Source organism: Amycolatopsis sp. NBC_01480, assembly GCF_036227205.1.
In the GTDB taxonomy this organism is placed as follows: domain Bacteria; phylum Actinomycetota; class Actinomycetes; order Mycobacteriales; family Pseudonocardiaceae; genus Amycolatopsis.
On the sequence record NZ_CP109442.1, the window covers coordinates 4,782,783 to 4,800,104 of the forward strand.

The window sequence follows — 17,322 nt, forward strand, 5'->3', positions numbered from 1 at the left end:
CAGCAGCCGAGCGGAAAGGGATGCCATGGCCGAGGGCGATCTCCAGTCCATTGTGGATGAGCTCGCGGAGCGCCTGCGCCGTTCGGTGGCGATCGACGACCCGTCGATCCGGCTGCTCGCGGCCAGCCGGCACTTCGGCGACGAGGACGCGCTGCGGGTGAGCTCGGTGATCAACCGGGCGGTCGAGTCCGCGGTCACCGACCGGATCTTCGCGCTGGGCATCGCCCGCTGGACCGCGCCGGGCGTGGTCGACGTCGAGGGGGCGCGGCCGCGGCTGTGCGCGCCGATCCGCTGCAACGGCATGCTGCTGGGCTACCTGTGGCTGATCGACAAGGACGGCACCTTCACCGAGGCCGAGCTGACCGCCGCGGCGGAAGCGGCGGCCACGGCGGGCACCATGCTGTACCGCCGGCTGTTGCTCCACGAACGCTCGAAGGCCCGGCAGGAAGGCATCCTGCGCGAGCTGGTCTCACCCGACACCGCCGTGCGCACGCAGGCGATCGAGGATCTGCGGGCCGAGCAGCTCTTCGGCGACGATTTCACGCAGTTCACCGTGCTCGCCGCGCACTGCCGGATCACCCACACGACGTCGGCGCCGCAGCAGGTCGCCTTCGAGGCCGCGATCGAGGACGGGGTGGGCGCCGTCGCCGACGACGTCGCGCTGATGGTGGCGAACCGCTCGCGCGCCTGGCTCCTGCTGGTCCAGCACCAGCCGCCGTCGAGGGCGCTGGTCGAGAGCGTGGCCGAGCGGATCACCGCCCGGTTCCGCGGCCTCACCGACGACAGCGCGCGGCTCGTGTTCGGCCTCGGCGGCACCGTCACCAGGCTGGACGCCGTCGTCACCTCCTACCAGCAGGCCGGGCTGGCCGCCCACGCCGCGCTGCTGCTGCCCAGCATCGGCGAGCTCGCCCGCTGGGGTGAGCTGGGCCCGTACGAACTGCTGCTGAAACTCCCGCTGGACGACCTGCTCGACACCTCCCCGGTGCCCGCGCTGGTGGCGCTGGAGCAGGAGGACAACCACCACGTCCTGCTCGACACCCTGACCGAGTTCTTCGACCACGGCGGCAACATCCAGCGCACCGCGGACTCCCTGCGCATCCACCGCGCCACGCTGTACCAGCGGCTCAAGCGCGTCGAGCAGATCACCGGCTGCAGCTTCGACAACGGCGACGACCGGCTGATGCTGCACCTGGGCCTCAAACTCCGCACCATCACCACCGCGTACCGCGACCACTTCGGCGGCTGAATCCCGGAGTGACACATGTCGCGGCCGTGGCCGCGTCAGCGCGACATCTACCAGTGGATCCCCGCGGGCCGGATGCCCAGAATCGAACGATCCACGATGTCGCGGAGGTGTCATGAACCAGTCCGCACCACCACCGACGGCCACTGTCGCGGCTAGCACGTCACGACGGACCGTGCTGCTCGCTTCTTCGGTCGGGAACTTCGTCGAATGGTTCGACTTCACCCTGTACGGCTACACCGCCGCCGCGATCGCCGCGGCGTTTTTCCCTGCCGGCAACAAGATCAGCGGATTGATCGGCGCGTTCGCGGTGTACGGCGTCGCGTTTGTCGCCCGGCCGCTGGGTGCTTTGGTGTTCGGCCGGATCGGGGACCGGCGGGGCCGCCGCACCTCGCTGGGCGTCTCGATCGTGCTGATGGGGGCGGCCACCGCCGCGATCGGGCTGCTGCCCGGCTGGTCCCAGATCGGCGTGGCCGCGCCGGTCCTGCTGCTGCTTTGCCGTCTGCTGCAAGGGTTTTCTGCCGGCGGCGAGTACACCGGCGCGATGGCGTTCAGCATCGAGCACGCGCCGGACGACCGGCGGGCCTGGTACCTGGCGCTGGTCGGCTCGTCGACCTGGCTGGGCGCCATCGGCGCGACCGGCGTGGTGCTGCTCTTCCAATCGATCACCGGCGACGGTTTCGCGAACGGCGGCTGGCGCGGACCGTTCCTGATCGGCGGCGTGATCGCGTTGACCGGCCTGGTGTTGCGGCTGCGGGTGGACGAAACCCCGGTGTTCAAGGCCATGCAGGCACACCAGGCGGACGGTCCGCCGGCCCGCCCGTTCCGCGAACTACTGCGCGGGCACTGGCGGAAGCTGCTGATCCTGTTCGCCTACTTCGCCGTGCTCGGCCTGTTCACCCACAGCTTCCTCGGCTACATGCCGACCTACCTCGCCGAAGCGGGCGGCTTCTCCGCGTCCACGGTGCTGTGGCTGGTGACGGCGGCGAACATCCTGACCATCCCGGCCGGCCTGGTGCTGGCGGTGCTGGCCGACCGGCACGGGCGCCGGATCCAGCTGCGCCTCGGCGCGATCGCGGCCATCGTGCTGGTGGTCCCGGCCTACCTGCTGATCGGCACCGGGAACCTCGTCGCGGTGGTGCTGGCCCTGCTGGTGCTCCTGCTCGCGGTGAGCCTGCTGAGCGCGGGCGCGATCTCGGTGCTGGAGCTGTATCCGACCAACGTCCGGTTCAGCGGAATGGCCCTGCCGTACAACTTCGCGTACGCGATCTTCGGCGGCACGGCCCCGCTGATCAGCCAGGTGCTGGTCGACGGGACCGGCAGCCTGCTCGCCCCGGCGGTCTACGCCGCTGTGGTGGCCGTGCTCGCCTTGCCGCTGCTGCTGCGGATTCCCGAGACGAACGGCGCGAACCTGCTCCGCTGACCCTGTGTCCACCCCTTCAGGAGGAAAATCGATGACTGCGTTGACGCATGCCGCGGACGAGGCCTGGGCCCATGTGGTGGCGACCCAGCCGTACTACACGCTTCGCAGCGACCTTCCGGTCGAACGGCTGCCGCACGGGTCGCTCGAGGAGGCACAACGGGAGGCGGCCGTGGGCCGGTCGATCCGGGCGCGGCTGGACGCAGTCGACCCGGCCGGGCTGACTGCGGACGACCGGAACACCTTCGCGCTGCTGGAACATCTGAGCGCGGACTGGAGCGCGGCCGAGGACAGCTGGTGGTGGCGGTTCCCGGTGGCGCCCTACCAGGCGTATGAGCTGGCGCGGCACGGAAATCAGGTGCTGCGGGCCTCCGCCCCGGCCGACGTCGACCGTTATCTCTCGCTGGCGTCCGATGTCGGCGCATGGGCCCGTGTTGCGCGGGAAAAGCTGGCCGCCCAAGGCAAACGCGGCTGGGGTGTGCCGAGCGCGGCGCTCGACGGGTTCATCGCCACGGCGCGCGGGCATCGCGACAGCGCCGCGTCCTGGCTCCAGCCGGAGGATCTGCACCGGCTGGGCGTGGCCGATCGGGGGCGGCTGGCCGACGGCGTCGAAAAGATCCTCGCCGACGAGATCCTGCCCGCGTTCGACGCGCTGCTCGAATACCTGAGCGGACCGTTGGAGACGACCGACCGGGTGGGCCTGGCCCAGTATCCCGGCGGGGAGGCGGCGTACCGGCAGCTGGTCGCCAGTTATGCGACGTTCGCCATCACCCCCGAGGAGGTGCACCAGCTCGGGCTCGAACAGGTGGCGCACCTGGGCGAGCAGATGGCGCAGGTGCGCGTGGAAGCGGGATTCGACGGCGGCGAGCCCGAATACCGGCGGGTCCTCGAAGTGGACCCGCGCTTCCACGCCTCGGCACCCGGTGACGTCGAAGCTGTCTACCGACGGCATCTGCGGGCCGTGGAACCGGTTGTCGACCGGTGGTTCCGGGTGCTGCCGCGGGCGCCGTACGAGGTCGAACGGCTCGATCCGGCCCTCGAAGCCGGGATGTCGTTCGGGTATTACGAGCCGCCGTCCCGGCAGAGCCCGAGCGGCCGGTACCGGTACAACGGGTCCGGTTTGGACACTCGTTCGCAGATCAACGCCGCGGCCCTGATCATGCACGAACTCGTGCCGGGGCACCATTTCCACCTCGCCCGCCAGTCCGAGGACACCAGCCTGCACCCGCTCCGCGGCCAGTTCGCGCCGATGGCCCTCGGGGCTTACACCGAGGGCTGGGGCGAATACGCGGCGTCGCTCGGGTTCGAGATGGGGGTGTACGCGGACGCGTGGGATCGGTATGGGGCGTATCAGCATCAGCGGATGGTCGCCCAGCGGCTGGTGGTGGACACCGGGCTGAACCTGTACGGCTGGTCGGTGGAGCGGGCCGCCGAGTACATGGCCGGCATGACCATGGAGTCGCCGCGGCAGATCCGCACCGAGATCCTGCGGTACGCGACCGACCTGCCCGGCCAGGCCCTGGGCTACCGGCTCGGCTGGGGCAAGCTGTGGCAGCTGCGCTCGCGGGCCGAGGCCGCGCTGGGCGCCGCCTTCGACGTCCGCGACTTCCACGAACTCGTGCTCGGCGCCGGCGCGCTGCCGTTGACCGCGGTCGAGGCCAACGTGGAGCGCTGGATCACATCGTACGACTTACATAAACTATGAAAGTCATATAACATCGACCCGTGTGAGGCCGCCCGGCTTCGACGACGGGAGAAAGATCGTGGACGAGAACACCTACCGGAACCGGACGAACACCATCAACAAGGTGGTGGTCGGGCTGCAGCGCGTCGGCATCGCGTTCGGCCCGATGCAGCTGCTGACCGTGAAGGGCCGCCGCAGCGGCCGGATGCTCACCTTCCCCATCGCGGTGAACAAACTGCGCGGCGGCCGGTACATCTTCCAGGCGTTCCCGAAGGCCTCTTGGGTGGCCAACGCCCGCGCGGCGGACACCGTCACGCTGACCCGCGGCCGCAAGGCCTCGACGGCCCGCCTGACCGAGGTCCCGGTCGCCGAGCGCGGCCCGTTGCTGCGCGAGCTGGTGGCTGGAAGCCCGTCCAGCGTCGGCAACCGCTTCGTGACGACGGGCCTGGCCGAGGCTCCGACGCCGGACGGTGTCGCCGCTGCGGCTCAGCGGATCGCGGTGTTCCGCGTTGATCCCGCATGACCGCCGTGCGCACGGCGGCGGCGGTTCGGGTGCCTCGCTCTCGGCGTGCTCACCCCCGCCATTCGCCGATGCCCTGCCAGAACAGGGGGATGACGGCCTCGATCAACTGGAACTCGCTCACCCGTTCCGCCTGCGCGATCGTCTCCGTCATCAGCCGGACGCCGCCCTCGCGATTGAGCTGGTGGCCGATCTTGCGGATTTCGAGGACGCGTGCGAGCCAGTCCGGCGGGGACTCCCAGCCGGTCACCGCGCCGGCGATGATCGCGTCGAGCTGACGCCAGTCCGACGCCAGCGCCTTCTGCTCGTCGGGGAGGCTGCCGAAGTGCCGCTGGTTGGCGTCCATCAGCGAAGCGAGGCGGGCCGAGACCTGCGCTCGCCGCTCTTCGTCCGCCGAATGGTCCGGCGCCGCGCTGCCGCTGGTGGACAGCGGGCTGGTGGGCTGTGGTGAATCGTCGATCAAGTACATGGTGATATTCGAAGAATCGACCAGATTCCTCGCCCGGCAGTTCGGGCAGCGGGTCAGGGTCTTGTCCTGGTAGCGGACCCCGTCGATCCACCGGTGCTCGCAGCGCCCGCAGCCCACCCAGACCAGGAAGTTGTTGTGCTTGCCCCGCATGGTCGACTGGACCGCGCTCGACGGGCCGGCGATCGAGCCCGCGGGCACCCGGCAGTCCGCGGAATCGGCCTCCAGCTGCCAGGGTCGCAGGTTCTCCAGGTAAAGCCCCTCGATGTCGACGCCCCACACCCCGTCCGGGGTTTCCACCACGACGTAGTACAGCTCGCGGTCGACGAATTCGCCCGCCAGGAATTCCTTCGCCCGTTCCTCATCCGGCCCGCGCAACGTCAGGTAGCTGGCTTGCCCGTTGAATTCCACGCCCGCCACGGTCAGGCCGAACTCGGCGACTTTCCGTTTCCAGGCCGCCATCGCCGCGTCGCTGGAGAAGGTGACCGAGCGTCCGTCAGGGCTCGGCCTCGGCGTGGAAGGAGTTGCCGGGTCAGGCGGTTTCACCGGTGCTGCGGGTGGTTTGGCTGCTGGTGTATTCCGCGCGGACCGCTTGAAAAACCCCATCGCCGGAGGGTACCGCCCGTGTCCGTGACCACGCCACCGAATGATCCCGGCAAGCACAACCCGGAAGGCGGTACCGCTCAGGCGCCCGAGTGCAGGTAAGCCGCCCAACGGCTGGGGAGCGCGGGTTTCCCGGCGCGCATCGTGCGCACCGCGTGGTGCAACGCCGGCGCCGCGGCGTCCGGATCGGGTGGCTTGGTGCCGCCGGAGGTCAGCGCTTCGTAAAACGCCCGGGCGGCCTTCAGTGCGGCCTGGTCGTTGATGGGCCAGAGCGTGCCGACGACGTTGCGATAGCCGGCCAGCTGAAAGGCCGCGGTCAGGTGAGTGGCTTCGTCCGCTTGTTCCTGATTCGTCTCGGTGGTGCTGCAGGCGGACAGATACGCCAACTGGGCGCCATTCAGCTTCAGCCGGGTGATGGCGTGCAGCGTCAACGGGTCGGTGGTGTGGTCGGGCAGCAGCAACCGGCTGGCGGACGGGTTGTTCAGGTCGGCGTAACCGTGGCAAGCGAAATGGACGATTCCGTGCTCGCGCAACAACTCGACCACGTTTTCACGGCGCACGGGAGCGTCGGCCGCCGGACGGATCGTCGCCGTGGGAATGAATTCGCGGAAGAGGTCAGCTTCTTCGGCCGCCCCGGTGAGCGGCGGGCTTTCCGGCGCCTCCGGCACGCTGACGACCAGTGCGGACGTCGTTTCCGGGCCGGGACGGCGGGCGTACGCCAGCGCGCGAATGCTGGGCGTGTAGGAACTCACGACCCGATCGAGCAGCGAATCGGTGCCCTCCGCCGAACCGTGGCGCCCCGCGGCGTGGAGGGGCAGCATGGTGACCACGCCGACTGGGCACCACCAAACTCGGGGCCAGGGCTTGTCGGGCGCCGGCGGTTCGGTGTACTCGAGCCGCCGCAGCACGGGCTCGGTGATGTTTTCCCAGATCCAAGCCAGGATCTCGAGCATCCGCGGCTGAGCCTCGCGCCGTGCGCGCGAAGGCTGGTTCAGGTCGAGCGCAACACTGCGTGCCTGGCGGAAAACCTCCGCCTTGTCGAGGACGGAATCCCTCGTGACCGCCGGGGGAAGCTCCTCGACGTGCACCGGGTCGGCGGGATCGTTCCGGACGATCAGGGCATACGCGCGCGATTCGTCGGCCACCACCGAGACGATCGGGCCTTTGTTTGCGTGCCGGCAAAGCTCGGTGATCGGCGTCGGCCGTTGGAAGCCGGTCAGATCGGGATGCTGCCGAATCCGTTCGAGCAGGTCATCCCACTGCCGGCTGAGGGCCTCGCGGCGCGCGGCGAGTTCGCGTGAAGGCGGTTCGCCGAACGAAGCCGCCGCGATCTCGTGATCGGCGTCGTTGATCCGGTCGCGCAGCTCCTCGAACTCCGGCAGGAGGCCGGGTGCGGCCCGCCTCAGCTCGGCGGCGTCCTCGCGCGTGTCCAGGGTTCCGGAGAACACGATCCCGCGCGTCTGCTCCAGCAGTTCGACCGCGTATCCGGGCCGGCCGGCGGCGATGGCGGCCGCGGCGGCGGTCGCGGGCAGCCGGTGCGCGGCACTGACCCGGTGCTCCCGATCGGCGCGGTCCACATCCCGGAAACCCAGCTGTGGCAGCAATTCCGTGGCGAGCCCGACCAGCTCCACCGCGTGCCGGACGCGGCCGAGCCGAAGATCCGCGCTCGCGGCTCGCTGGGCCGCGGCGATGCGCCGGCCCGCCGACGTGCCGGTCATTTTCGCGAGCGCGGAATTGACCCGGGTGTATTCGCGCAGCGCGGAACTGTCCCGGGTCCGGGCGTAAAACAGGCTGAGCACGTCGCCGAGGCCGAACAGGATGGCGGCGCGATCGGGGTGGTTCGGCGCGGTGCTCTTCACGGCCTGTCTCGCGAACTCGACCGAGTCCCGCAGGTCTTCGACCCTGTTCTCGCGCCGGCTCAGGAAAACCTCGCGCAGGGCGCCGCTGAGATACGCCAGGTACCGCCCTCGGTCTGGGTGGTCCGCGGGCGCGGTGCCGGCCAGATCACGGGCCACCGCCACGATCCGGTCCAGCAGCGGGGGATCCGCCGACTTCGCGTACTGCACGGTCAACGCGCGGTGGAGCACGTTCACCCGCGCCAGGTAATCCGGATGGAACGGCGAGGTCGCGTTCGCCGCCTTCCCCGCCTCCCGGACGGCCTCGTCCAGCGTCAGGCCGTTACCGGTCCGCGCGGCCAGATTCGTCAACGAGGCGGCCAGGATGGACTGGATCTCCGCCCAGTCCGGCTCGGTTTCCCGAACCTCTTCCGCCGCAGCGCGTGCGAGGCCCACCGCTTCGCGCGCCATCGCCAGGTCGCTTGTTCTTTCCGACAGCATCCGCAGCTCGTCGGCCAGGTTTGCCTTGGCCCGCGCGCTGTCCTCGCGGACGGCGGAACGAGCGACGTCGACCGCCTCCCGCAGCGCCTGGACATCCCCGGTCAGCTCGTACTTCCGTTTCAGGACAAGGGACAGCAGCTGTGGCCGAGCGTCGCGCGGGTTCGCCGGCTCCCGCAGGATGCGCACGGCTTCGTCCAGCGCCGCCGGCTCACCCTCGCGTCCGGCCAGCAGCCACAACAGCGACGCGAGATCGGCCCGGTACGAGTCGCGGAGTGGATCGTCCGGCCGGACCGCCGCGACGGCTGAACGAGCGGTGGCGACCGCGTCGCGCAACGTCGGCAGGTCGTCGGTTTGGTCGAATTCCCTTCGGAAGGCGGCGGCCAGCTCGGCCAATCCGGCGGCAGCATCACTGTCGGGGGCCGGTTCGCCCGGCAACGGACGCGACCACCGCACCGCCTGCTCGAGCCTTCGCGGGTCGAGATCGGTGGTGTTCTCGAACAGCAGCAGCAAGAGCTGACGGAGTTCCCCCACGTAACGGCTGTACTCGGGACGGTCCGCGGCGGTGAGTGCGACCGCGGTCCGGCCGGTCGTGACGGCTTCGCGCAGCGCCTGGATTTCCCCTGTCCGAGTGAAGAACCGCAGCAATGCCCCGGTCAGCTCGGCCAGCCGCGCCGCCCGTTCCGGATGGGCCTGGGACGTCCCCTCGAGCTGCCACCGGAGGTACATGACCCGCGTGCGCAGCTTCTCTTCGGTTGCGTCCATCAGTCCCAGAATCGTGCGAGGATCACGGCATGCCGGATCTTACGCCCCAGCTGCGCCGCGTCGGCGTGCTTTGCGCAGGCCTCGAGTCGGATCCCGGTCTGAGAGCCGAGATCGAAAGCGGGGGATTCCCCGGCCGCGGCTGGGCGGAATTGGCCGACGCGATCCGCGCCGGCGCACCTCGAGAGCTGGCGGCGCTGCTCGACGCGATCGACGAGGCCGCGGGAGAAACGGGTCTGGACGGGGTCACGGACCCGACCCGCGAATTCCGGCCGCTGCCGGACGGCGGGCCGGGAGTCCGGACCGTCACCGGCTGGCGCTGCCCGCAGCCCCACCGCTGCGGCCGCGTCGAGCTGGAGGGCTCGCCGCAGTGCGCGGTCACCGGCGACGCGCTGGCCTGGATTTCGGTGGACAGCCGGTGACCGGCTTCCTCGAGCAGCTCAGCGTCAAGATCGTCGACCGGTGGCTGGCGAGCCTGCTGGTCCCCGGGCTGCTTTGGCTGTGCTGCGCGGTGCTGGCCGTACGGCTGGGCTGGGCGCACGCGGTCGACCTGGGCGCGGTGGAGTCCCTGGTACGGGAGCTGGCCGGCGCGCGTTCGGCCGGGCAGGCCCTGCTGCTGGTGGCGGGCGCGCTCTTCGGCAGCGCGGTCGCGGGGCTGACGGCCATCGGCCTGGCCACCGCGTTGCGGCGCGCCTGGTCGTGGCCGGGCCAGCGGGTTCCGGTCAAATGGCTCCGGCAGTTGCGCGCCCGCAGGTGGAACGCGGCTCAGGGCGTCGCCACGCAGCGCCGGATCGACGTGCTGAAGTCGGTCGACGAGTCGGCCACCACGGCCGGGCCGGAGTACCGCGACGCGATGGCCCGGCGGGACGCGATCAGCCTCGAGCCGCCGGAGCGGCCGACCTGGATCGGTGATCGCTGGTCCGCCGCCGGGCTCCGGATCCACCGGGCGTACGGCCTGGACCTGACCGCAGTTTGGCCGAGGCTGTGGCTGGTGGCGCCGGAGTCGGCGAGAAACGATCTCGCCGTCGCGCAGACCGCTTACCAGAAATCGAGTGTCACGGTCGCCTGGGCGATTCTCTACGGTCTGGCTGGGCTTTTCTGGGGCCCGGCGCTGCTCATCGCGTTCTGCCTCGCGGTGATCGGCGTCCTGCGGGCCCGGCAGGCGACCGGGAACCTGTGCGAACTCGTGGAATCGGCCTGCGACCTGTACGGCCCGGCGCTGGCCGAGCAGCTGAAAGTGTCGTGCCCGGACCAGCTGACTCCGACGATCGGTGGCGAGATCTCCGCTCTGCTGCGGAAAAAGGACTTCCCCGGCTGAGGCGGCTCAGCTCAGCCAGTCGCCGATGCCGCCCCAGTACTGTTCGACCGTCCGGGCCGCGACCCGGTGGCCCACGCCCAGTTCCATGATCCGCTGATGCGTTTCCTGCAGTGCGCGCATGCCGCCCGCGCGATAGCGCTCGTGGCCGATCGCCCGCATTTCGACGGCGTCCCGCACCCAGTCCGCCAGCGGGCTGGGCGAGGAGATCAGGGAGTCCAGGAAACCCTTGTCGTGGAGGAGGTTCTTCTGCTCCTGGGTGAGGTACGAATAGCGCCGGTCCAGTGATTCCGCCGCGTTGGCCAGCCGGCGGGCGAGCCGGACGTCCTCGCTCTCGCGCGAATCGACCGAATCGGGCAGCTGCGGTTCGTTCGCCGCCAGCGTGAGTTTCCGGACCACCTCCGGTGAGCGCAGGGTCTGCCCGCATTCCCGGCACCAGATGGTCGCCGGCAGGGTGATGAACTGGCCGCAGGCGGAGTCGGGGCACATCGTGGTGATCGTGCCGCCGGGTGTGGCGTTGTCCAGGGTCAGGAAGACATTGGTCCCGCAGCGCGGGCAATCGAGCGAGAACGCCCGGTCGGCGCCGGGCATCTGCTGGCTGCAGCCGGCGCAGGCGCCGGGGGAGGGCGCGAAGACCCCGCCGTTGGCGGAGAACCGGTCTTCCAGCTCCTCGTTGACCTCCGGCACCAGCCACTGACAGGTTTCGCACACCAGACCGGCGTCGAACGCGAAGGAAAGCGCTTCGCACGAGGAGCACCGCACGAGCAGTTCCCCGCTGCGACGGATCTCCTGGACGAGACCGGGAATCGCCGTCGAACGTACTTCCTGGAAACAAGCCGGGCAGGTCGGGCGCACGGCCTGGCAGTCAGCGCCGCTGTGCACCGCCTGACAGGTTCCGGCGTGCCCACACGCGGCGTCGTGCGGGGCGTGCGGGCAATCCGTCCGGACGCGGGGTTTCGCTTTTTCCTCGTTCTGTACCTGCTGCTGGATCTCCTCCGCGGTCACAACGGCGCCGTCGCCGTGCACCATGCAGCAGATTTCGTTGCTGTAGAGGCGTTCGTTGATCCGGCTGCCTTTCCAGAACGCGATCCTGAGCTTGAGGCCCATCCTCCGGAAACTCTCCATCGCGGACATCGCCGCGTCGGTCAAGCCTTCCTCGGTCGCCTCCAGTACCCCAAAAGTGCCGCTCAACGGCGCGCCGGTGCGGGGTTCCCGCAGCGTGGCCCAGTTGCCGCCGCCTTGAGGGAGCACCTGAATCAGGTAGGTGTACGCAGGCATGCGGGCAGGGTACCGATCGGGAGCCCGTCACCGGGGCGGTTTCGGTCAGCCGGACGTCGAGCGCAGTACCGCGCCCAGCCGTTGTGCTAGTTCGCGAGCCTGCGGCTGGGTCAGTTTCGCCGCGGTGATGCGGATTCCCGGTGACGCCGTGCTCGCCGGGGTCAGGAACGGGCCGCCGTCCCGGACCGACCAGCCGGCCTCGCGCAAAGCGGCCACCGGTGCGGCCGAACCATGTGGCGTCGGGACCCAGACGTTGAAACCGTCGGTCGGAAACGGCGTTTCCACGCCCTCCGCCGCCAGCTCGGCGCGAAGTGTGTCCACCCGTTCGGCATAAGCAAGGCGGGCCCGCGCGAACTGCCCGGCCGCCGCGTCCGATTCGAGCAGCTCGACAACAAGCTGTTGCAGCAGCCGGCTCACCCAGGTCGCGCCGGGGCGCAGCCGGGTGCCGAGCCGTTCGCTGGTGTCCGGATCGGACGCCACCACCGCGACGCGCAGGTCCGGGCCGAGGAACTTCGCCACCGACCGCACCAGCGCCCACCGCCGCGCCGTGTCCGGCGTCGCCCGGTGGTAGGGGTGACGGGAGATCGCGGAGAAGTGGTCGTCCTCGATCACCAGCACGTGCGGGTAGTGCGCCAGCACCGAGCGGATCTCCCGCGCGCGCTCGGCGGTCAGGCTGACGCCGGTGGGGCTGTGCACGCGGGGGGTGATGACCACGGCGCGGACCCCGGCGTCCAATGTGGACTTCAGGGCGCGCGGGTCCAGGCCCTCGGCGTCCACCGGCACGGGCGCGGCGCGGAAACCGTTGAGCCGCACGGTGCCCGAGCTGGCGTAGAAACACGGGTCTTCCAGCGCGACGAGGTCGCCCCGGGTCAGGTGCGCGACCAGCAGCCGCTCGACGGCGTCCACCGCGCCGTGCGTCACGGACACCTCGAACGGCGCGTCGACCTCCGGCGTGAACGTCGTGCGCGCCCACGCGGCCAGGCGCGGCTCGACGGCGAGGCTCCCGTACATCTGCGGGTGGTAGTCGAGTTTGGCCAGCGCCGCCGCGATGTCCGGCAGCAGCGACGGATCGGGGTTGCCGCTGGAGAGGTCGACCAGCTCGGTGTTCGCGGCCGCCTCCCCGTCCAGCCGGGGGAGCGAGGCGACGACCGTGCCGCGCCGGCCCCGCGTTTCGGCCACGCCGGCGGCGACGAGCATGCGGTAGGCCGCGGCCACGGTGTTGCGGTGCACCCCGAGTTCCGTGGCCAGCTCGCGGATCGGCGGGACCGCGTCACCCGGCCGCAGCCGGCCGGTGCCGACCAGGTTCCGCACGCTCTCGGAGATCTCCCCCGCCGTGGTCCCGCTGATCGGCGCGCGCTCCGCGGCCTGGTCCGTCACCGGCCCAGTATGGCACGTGACAGAACCGGCTCCGCCGCGTACGGTGATTGTCACGTGACAAACTACGAGGGAGACGCGATGCACCTGCCCAAGCAGTTCGAGGTGTCCGCGGAGGACACCGCGGCCCTGCTGAGCAAGGGCGGATTCGGCCACCTGGTCACCCCCGCCCCGGACGGCTCGCTGGAGGTGACCTCGATGCCGCTCCTCTACGACGCGGAGAGCCACTCGCTCGTCGGCCACCTGGCGCGGCCGAACCCGCAGTGGCGCTACGCCGGTGAGGCCGAGTCGGTGGCGATCATCCCGGGCGTGGACGCGTACGTGACGCCGTCGTACTACCCGAGCAAGCAGGAGACCCAGAAGGCGGTGCCGACCTGGAACTACGAGGCCCTGTACGTCCACGGCCGGCCGCACGCGCACGACGACCGCGACTGGCTGCGCGAGCACGTCACCCGGCTGACCGACAACCACGAGAGCGGCCGCCCGGCGCCGTGGCAGGTTTCCGACGCGCCGGACCGGTTCATCGCTTCGCAGCTCAAGGGAATCGTCGGGATCCAGCTGGTGATCACCCGCGTGGTGGCGAAGGCGAAGCTGAACCAGAACCGCAGCGCCGCCGACCGCAGCGGCGTCATCCGCGGGCTGGCGCAGGGCACCCCGCCGGAGCAGGAGACCGCGGCCCAGATGGTCGCCCTCGGACTGGACAACGGATGAGCAATCTGTTCACCGGGCTCAGCGCTTTCCCGTTGACGCCGATGACCGAGGAGCGGATCGACGAGACCGCGTTCACCGGCCTTGTCTCGCGCCTGCATCAGGCCACGGTGGATTCAACGACGGTGGACTCAGTCGGCGCATTGGGCTCGACCGGCAGCTACGCGTATCTCACCACCGCCGAACGTCGTCGGGTCACGGAGCTGGCGGTCCAGGCCGCCGACGGGACCCCGGTGATCATCGGTATCGGAGCGTTGCGCACCGCGGAAGTGCTGCGCCACGCGGAGAACGCCCAGAACGCCGGCGCGAGCGCGGTGCTGCTCCCGCCGATGTCGTACCAACCGCTCACCGACGACGAGGTGTACCAGCTCTACGCCGACGTGACCGCGGAGCTTTCGGTACCGCTCTGCGTCTACGACAACCCCGGCACTACGCACTTCTCGTTCAGCGACGAGCTGCACAGCCGCATCGCCGCGCTGCCGAACGTGGCCTCGATCAAGATCCCGCCGACTCCTGAGGACCCGGCTGCGGCGCGCGAGCGTATCGACCGTCTGCGCCGCGTCATCCCGGAAACGGTCACGATCGGGGTCAGCGGGGACGCCTCCGCCGCCGGCGGCCTGCTCGCCGGCGCCGACCTCTGGTACAGCGTGCTCGGCGGAGTATGGCCCGAACCATGCCTCGCCCTCGCGCGCGCCGCGAAACGGGGCGACGCCGACGAAACCCGCCGCCTTTCCGATCAGCTGGCCGCGGTCTGGGCGTTGTTCGCTCGCTACGGGAGTTTGCGTGTGGTGGCCGCGATTGCGGAGCGCGAAGGGCTGGTGCCTTCGCCGAACCTGCCACGGCCGTTGCTCGGTCTCACCGGCGCCGATCTTGCCCGGGTGAACGAGGCGCTGCGGTAGCGCCGTCGGCGGAAACGCCGAGCCCGGGCAGCGGATGACGCTTCCGCTGCGCTGGGTGCGGTGAAAGCGTCATCCGCTACACCGAGCCGGGCCGCTACCCGCACGGCTCAGCCCCGGCCCGGGTCGCTCGGGTGCGGCGTGAACGGCGTGATCGTGACGGCCATCCACTTGTGCAGCGGCATCGAGGCGAGCACCTGCTGCAACTCGTCCTCGTCGGCGGCGTCGTACAGGCCGAGCGTGCGCCATTCGCCAGGCGCCTCCGGTGGTTTCCACAGCCGCAGCAGACGGCCCTGCGCGGCGAGTTCCGCGGCTCGTTCGGCCTCGCGTCGTTTGGTGTCCGCGACGGTTTCCGCGGTGATGCCTTCGGGGACGGTGGTCACCATGTCGACCAGGAATTCCATGACGTTCGCTCCTTCAGCTGTGGTCGGGGAGTCGCGAGACCTGGTAGTGGCTGATGAGCCAGGTTTCGCCGGTGCGGCGCAGGATGACGCTGAGATACACGGTCAGCGTGGGCCGGTCGGTGAAGCCGAAGTCGACGCTGAGGTAGCCGAGGACCAGGTCGTCGGCGAGGCGCCGGGTTTGAAGGACGGAATAGTCCGCGGTCAGGCCGAGGGGCTGGCTGTCGTAGTACTCAGCCACGCTGTCCGGGCCGACGCTGTACGGGTGCAGGCCCTGGAAAATCGCGTCTTCGGTGAAGCCGGTCGCGACGCGTTTCGGGTCGTGCGCGTCGACCGCGGACTTCCACTGGTCGAGCGCGGTGGTGAGGATGTCGTTCTCGGTCATGCCGGTCTCCTTGGTTCGCGAGTGGCCCGGACCCGGCTGGGCAGTGGGCCGAAATCGTGGGGGAAGCGCAGCCGCAGCGCGCCGGCCGCGATCGCCGCCAGGGCGACCACGCCGGCGCCGACCAGCAGCGCCGTCTGATAGCCGTTGTGCAGCAACGGGGTCACGGCCAGCGGGCCCAGGATCTGCCCGGCGCTGTAACCGGAGGTGAGGATCGCGACCGCCCGCGCCACCCGCAGGTGCGCGCCGACGGCCAGCGTGAGCGTGCTGATGCCGAGGAACGTCGCGCCGAACAGGATCGCCGCCGGCAGCGCCGCCGGGGCGCCCCCGCCGAGCACCGGCAGCGCGATCCCGACCGCCTGGACGGCCAGCGCCACCACCAGCAGGGACGGCCGCGACCAGGTCCGGCTCAGCCACGCCCACAGCGCCGGGGACGCCGTGGCGGCGAGGCCGACCAGCACCCACGCGCCGGTGCCGAGCCAGCCGGAGGAGGTCTGGTCGATCGCCGCGACCAGGAAGGTCCCGGCGATGATGTAACCGATGCCCTCCAACGTGTAACTGGTCAGCAGTGCGGCGAACCAGGGCGTCCCGCCCCGTGGCTCACCCGGTGCCGCGGCCGGCTCGTCCCGGTGGGCCGGGATGGGCAGCCGCCACGCGAGAATCGTGCACACCAGGGTCAATCCGGCCGCGCTCCACCATGCCTGCTGCCAGGTGCCGGTCGCACGCAGGACGAGGACCAGGCCGCCGGAGACCGCGATCCCCGCTCCGACGCCGCCGAAGCCCCAGCCGACGAGATGGTGCGCGTGGGCCCGCAGCCCCGTCAGCAATGCGCTCACGGCGATAACGAAGATCAGCGCGCTCGCTACGCCGGCGACGAACCGCAGGCCCAGCCAGATTTCCTCCGCGCGGGTCGCCGGCATCAGCGCCAGCGACGCGGCCAGCAGGACCAGCGATCCGCGTAAGACCACGCGTGATCGCGCCAGGGCCGGCACGGCGATCGCGACCAGCGCGCCGACGAGGTAACCAGCGTAGTTCGAGGTCGCCAGCGCGGCTCCGGATTGGGGTGACAGCCCGGCTTGCGCCTGCATCAGCGGCAGGATCGGCGTGTAGACAAACCGTCCGACGCCCATTCCCGCTGCCAGCGCGGCGGCGGCCTGCCCGACGAGCCACCAGGGCCGCGTCCTCGTGTCCGGTCCGATGTGGACGCTCAATGCCCGGCGCTCTGTCCGCCGTCGACGTGCAGGATCTCGCCGGTGACAAACGGGGCGCTCTCCAGGTAGACGATCGCCTCGACGATGTCGCCGGTCTCGCCCATCCGGCCGAGCGGGTGCATTTCCGCGAGCGCGCCGTGGGTTTCGGCCGGGTGCATCGGGGTGCGGATGATGCCGGGGGCCACGGCGTTGACCCGGATGCCGCGGCCGGCGTACTCGATCGCCAGCGATTTCGTGACCGCGTTCAGGCCGCCCTTGGTCAAGGACGCCAGTGCGGACGGCACGGCGGAGTTGGCGTGATCGACCAGGCTCGTCGTGATGTTGACGATGTGCCCGCCGTCGCCGTCAAGCATCGCGGTGATAGCGCGTTTCGAGATCTCGAAGAACCCGCGCAGGTTCACGCCGGTCACCAGGTCGTAGTCGGCGCCGGTGTAGCCGGTGAACGGCTTGGCCAGGAAGACGCCCGCGTTGTTGACCAGCGTGTCGACGCGGCCGAAGGCGGCCAGCGCCTGCTCGATCACGCGGGCGCCGACGACCGGATCGGCGATGTCGCCCGCGACGGTCAGGATCCCAGCGTCCTCGGACGAGGTGATGGTGCGGGAGTTCGCGACCACGGCGTAACCGAGCTTGCGATAGGCGACGACCAGGGCCTCGCCGATGCCTTGCGAAGCGCCGGTGATGACGGCGACCTTCTGGGTGTTCATGAATCTCCTTGTCCTGCAGAGG

Annotated in this window: 16 protein-coding genes; 8 read left to right on the forward strand and 8 right to left on the reverse strand. The window is 70.4% G+C overall.

The annotated features are described in order from the left end of the window. Positions 1-25 precede the first annotated feature (25 nt). The 4 genes from OG371_RS23015 (at position 26) to OG371_RS23030 (ending at position 4,870) form a co-directional block, all read left to right on the forward strand. Positions 26-1,246: a PucR family transcriptional regulator gene (locus tag OG371_RS23015; protein WP_329072436.1), complete on the forward strand. Its 1,221-nt coding sequence runs from the start codon at positions 26-28 to the stop codon at positions 1,244-1,246. A 112-nt stretch (positions 1,247-1,358) separates the two neighbouring features. Next, positions 1,359-2,666 (forward strand): MFS transporter, encoded by a 1,308-nt coding sequence (locus OG371_RS23020; protein ID WP_329072438.1) that lies wholly within the window; start codon positions 1,359-1,361, stop codon positions 2,664-2,666. Positions 2,667-2,697: 31 nt separating this feature from the next. Next, complete coding sequence (locus tag OG371_RS23025) at positions 2,698-4,368, forward strand: DUF885 domain-containing protein (protein ID WP_329072439.1); 1,671 nt, start codon at positions 2,698-2,700, stop codon at positions 4,366-4,368. Positions 4,369-4,426: 58 nt separating this feature from the next. Then, complete coding sequence (locus OG371_RS23030; protein WP_329072441.1) at positions 4,427-4,870, forward strand: nitroreductase family deazaflavin-dependent oxidoreductase; 444 nt, start codon at positions 4,427-4,429, stop codon at positions 4,868-4,870. Between the two features lie 49 nt (positions 4,871-4,919). On the opposite strand, the gene OG371_RS23035 is transcribed toward OG371_RS23030, so the two are convergent. Both OG371_RS23035 and OG371_RS23040 read right to left on the reverse strand, forming a co-directional pair. Beyond that, positions 4,920-5,795: a hypothetical protein gene (locus tag OG371_RS23035; RefSeq protein WP_329072443.1), complete on the reverse strand. Its 876-nt coding sequence runs from the start codon at positions 5,793-5,795 to the stop codon at positions 4,920-4,922. Between the two features lie 221 nt (positions 5,796-6,016). Beyond that, positions 6,017-9,034, reverse strand: a complete 3,018-nt coding sequence (locus OG371_RS23040) for a CHAT domain-containing protein (protein ID WP_329072445.1) — start codon at positions 9,032-9,034, stop codon at positions 6,017-6,019. A gap of 29 nt (positions 9,035-9,063) precedes the next feature. Between OG371_RS23040 and OG371_RS23045 the strand changes: the two genes are divergently transcribed. Continuing rightward, on the forward strand, positions 9,064-9,453 hold the full coding sequence (locus OG371_RS23045; RefSeq protein ID WP_329072447.1) for a hypothetical protein: 390 nt from the start codon (positions 9,064-9,066) through the stop codon (positions 9,451-9,453). Further along, entirely contained in the window at positions 9,450-10,349 is a 900-nt protein-coding gene (locus OG371_RS23050; RefSeq protein WP_329072448.1) for a hypothetical protein, read from the forward strand. The genes OG371_RS23045 and OG371_RS23050 overlap by 4 nt, the downstream gene beginning before the upstream one ends. Positions 10,350-10,355: 6 nt before the next feature. Here OG371_RS23050 and OG371_RS23055 read toward each other — a convergent pair whose 3' ends face one another. Together OG371_RS23055 and OG371_RS23060 are read right to left on the reverse strand one after the other, a co-directional pair. Then, positions 10,356-11,624 carry a hypothetical protein gene (locus OG371_RS23055; RefSeq protein WP_329072450.1) on the reverse strand — a complete coding sequence of 423 codons (1,269 nt, stop codon included), beginning with the start codon at positions 11,622-11,624 and terminating at the stop codon, positions 10,356-10,358. A gap of 45 nt (positions 11,625-11,669) precedes the next feature. Next, positions 11,670-13,001, reverse strand: coding sequence for an aminotransferase class I/II-fold pyridoxal phosphate-dependent enzyme (locus OG371_RS23060; RefSeq protein ID WP_329072452.1), 1,332 nt, complete (start codon positions 12,999-13,001; stop codon positions 11,670-11,672). 54 nt (positions 13,002-13,055) lie between these two features. Here OG371_RS23060 and OG371_RS23065 point away from each other — a divergent pair, with 54 nt between their 5' ends. Continuing rightward, positions 13,056-13,709 carry an FMN-binding negative transcriptional regulator gene (locus tag OG371_RS23065; RefSeq protein WP_329072454.1) on the forward strand — a complete coding sequence of 218 codons (654 nt, stop codon included), beginning with the start codon at positions 13,056-13,058 and terminating at the stop codon, positions 13,707-13,709. Beyond that, entirely contained in the window at positions 13,706-14,605 is a 900-nt protein-coding gene (locus tag OG371_RS23070; protein WP_329072456.1) for a dihydrodipicolinate synthase family protein, read from the forward strand. Before OG371_RS23065 ends, OG371_RS23070 begins: the two co-directional genes overlap by 4 nt. Positions 14,606-14,712: 107 nt before the next feature. Here OG371_RS23070 and OG371_RS23075 read toward each other — a convergent pair whose 3' ends face one another. Genes OG371_RS23075 through OG371_RS23090 form a run of 4 tightly spaced genes read right to left on the reverse strand, consistent with a single transcriptional unit; the run spans position 14,713 to position 17,300 of the window. Further along, entirely contained in the window at positions 14,713-15,006 is a 294-nt protein-coding gene (locus OG371_RS23075) for a muconolactone Delta-isomerase family protein (RefSeq protein WP_329072458.1), read from the reverse strand. 13 nt (positions 15,007-15,019) lie between these two features. Continuing rightward, positions 15,020-15,388 (reverse strand): YybH family protein, encoded by a 369-nt coding sequence (locus tag OG371_RS23080; RefSeq protein ID WP_329072460.1) that lies wholly within the window; start codon positions 15,386-15,388, stop codon positions 15,020-15,022. Next, entirely contained in the window at positions 15,385-16,596 is a 1,212-nt protein-coding gene (locus OG371_RS23085) for a YbfB/YjiJ family MFS transporter (protein WP_329072463.1), read from the reverse strand. Before OG371_RS23085 ends, OG371_RS23080 begins: the two co-directional genes overlap by 4 nt. Next, positions 16,593-17,300, reverse strand: coding sequence for an SDR family NAD(P)-dependent oxidoreductase (locus OG371_RS23090; RefSeq protein WP_329072465.1), 708 nt, complete (start codon positions 17,298-17,300; stop codon positions 16,593-16,595). Before OG371_RS23090 ends, OG371_RS23085 begins: the two co-directional genes overlap by 4 nt. Between the last annotated feature and the right edge of the window lie 22 nt (positions 17,301-17,322).

What these genes read in the sequence shown, in the direction of transcription:
- OG371_RS23025 (WP_329072439.1), top strand. Translation starts at nt 2,698, where the DNA reads ATGACTGCGTTGACGCATGCCGCGGACGAGGCCTGGGCCCATGTGGTG.
- OG371_RS23045 (WP_329072447.1), top strand. Translation starts at nt 9,064, where the DNA reads ATGCCGGATCTTACGCCCCAGCTGCGCCGCGTCGGCGTGCTTTGCGCA.
- OG371_RS23055 (WP_329072450.1), bottom strand. Translation starts at nt 11,624, where the DNA reads ATGCCTGCGTACACCTACCTGATTCAGGTGCTCCCTCAAGGCGGCGGC.
- OG371_RS23035 (WP_329072443.1), bottom strand. Translation starts at nt 5,795, where the DNA reads ATGGCGGCCTGGAAACGGAAAGTCGCCGAGTTCGGCCTGACCGTGGCG.
- OG371_RS23020 (WP_329072438.1), top strand. Translation starts at nt 1,359, where the DNA reads ATGAACCAGTCCGCACCACCACCGACGGCCACTGTCGCGGCTAGCACG.
- OG371_RS23015 (WP_329072436.1), top strand. Translation starts at nt 26, where the DNA reads ATGGCCGAGGGCGATCTCCAGTCCATTGTGGATGAGCTCGCGGAGCGC.
- OG371_RS23090 (WP_329072465.1), bottom strand. Translation starts at nt 17,300, where the DNA reads ATGAACACCCAGAAGGTCGCCGTCATCACCGGCGCTTCGCAAGGCATC.
- OG371_RS23040 (WP_329072445.1), bottom strand. Translation starts at nt 9,034, where the DNA reads ATGGACGCAACCGAAGAGAAGCTGCGCACGCGGGTCATGTACCTCCGG.
- OG371_RS23080 (WP_329072460.1), bottom strand. Translation starts at nt 15,388, where the DNA reads ATGACCGAGAACGACATCCTCACCACCGCGCTCGACCAGTGGAAGTCC.
- OG371_RS23075 (WP_329072458.1), bottom strand. Translation starts at nt 15,006, where the DNA reads ATGGAATTCCTGGTCGACATGGTGACCACCGTCCCCGAAGGCATCACC.
- OG371_RS23070 (WP_329072456.1), top strand. Translation starts at nt 13,706, where the DNA reads ATGAGCAATCTGTTCACCGGGCTCAGCGCTTTCCCGTTGACGCCGATG.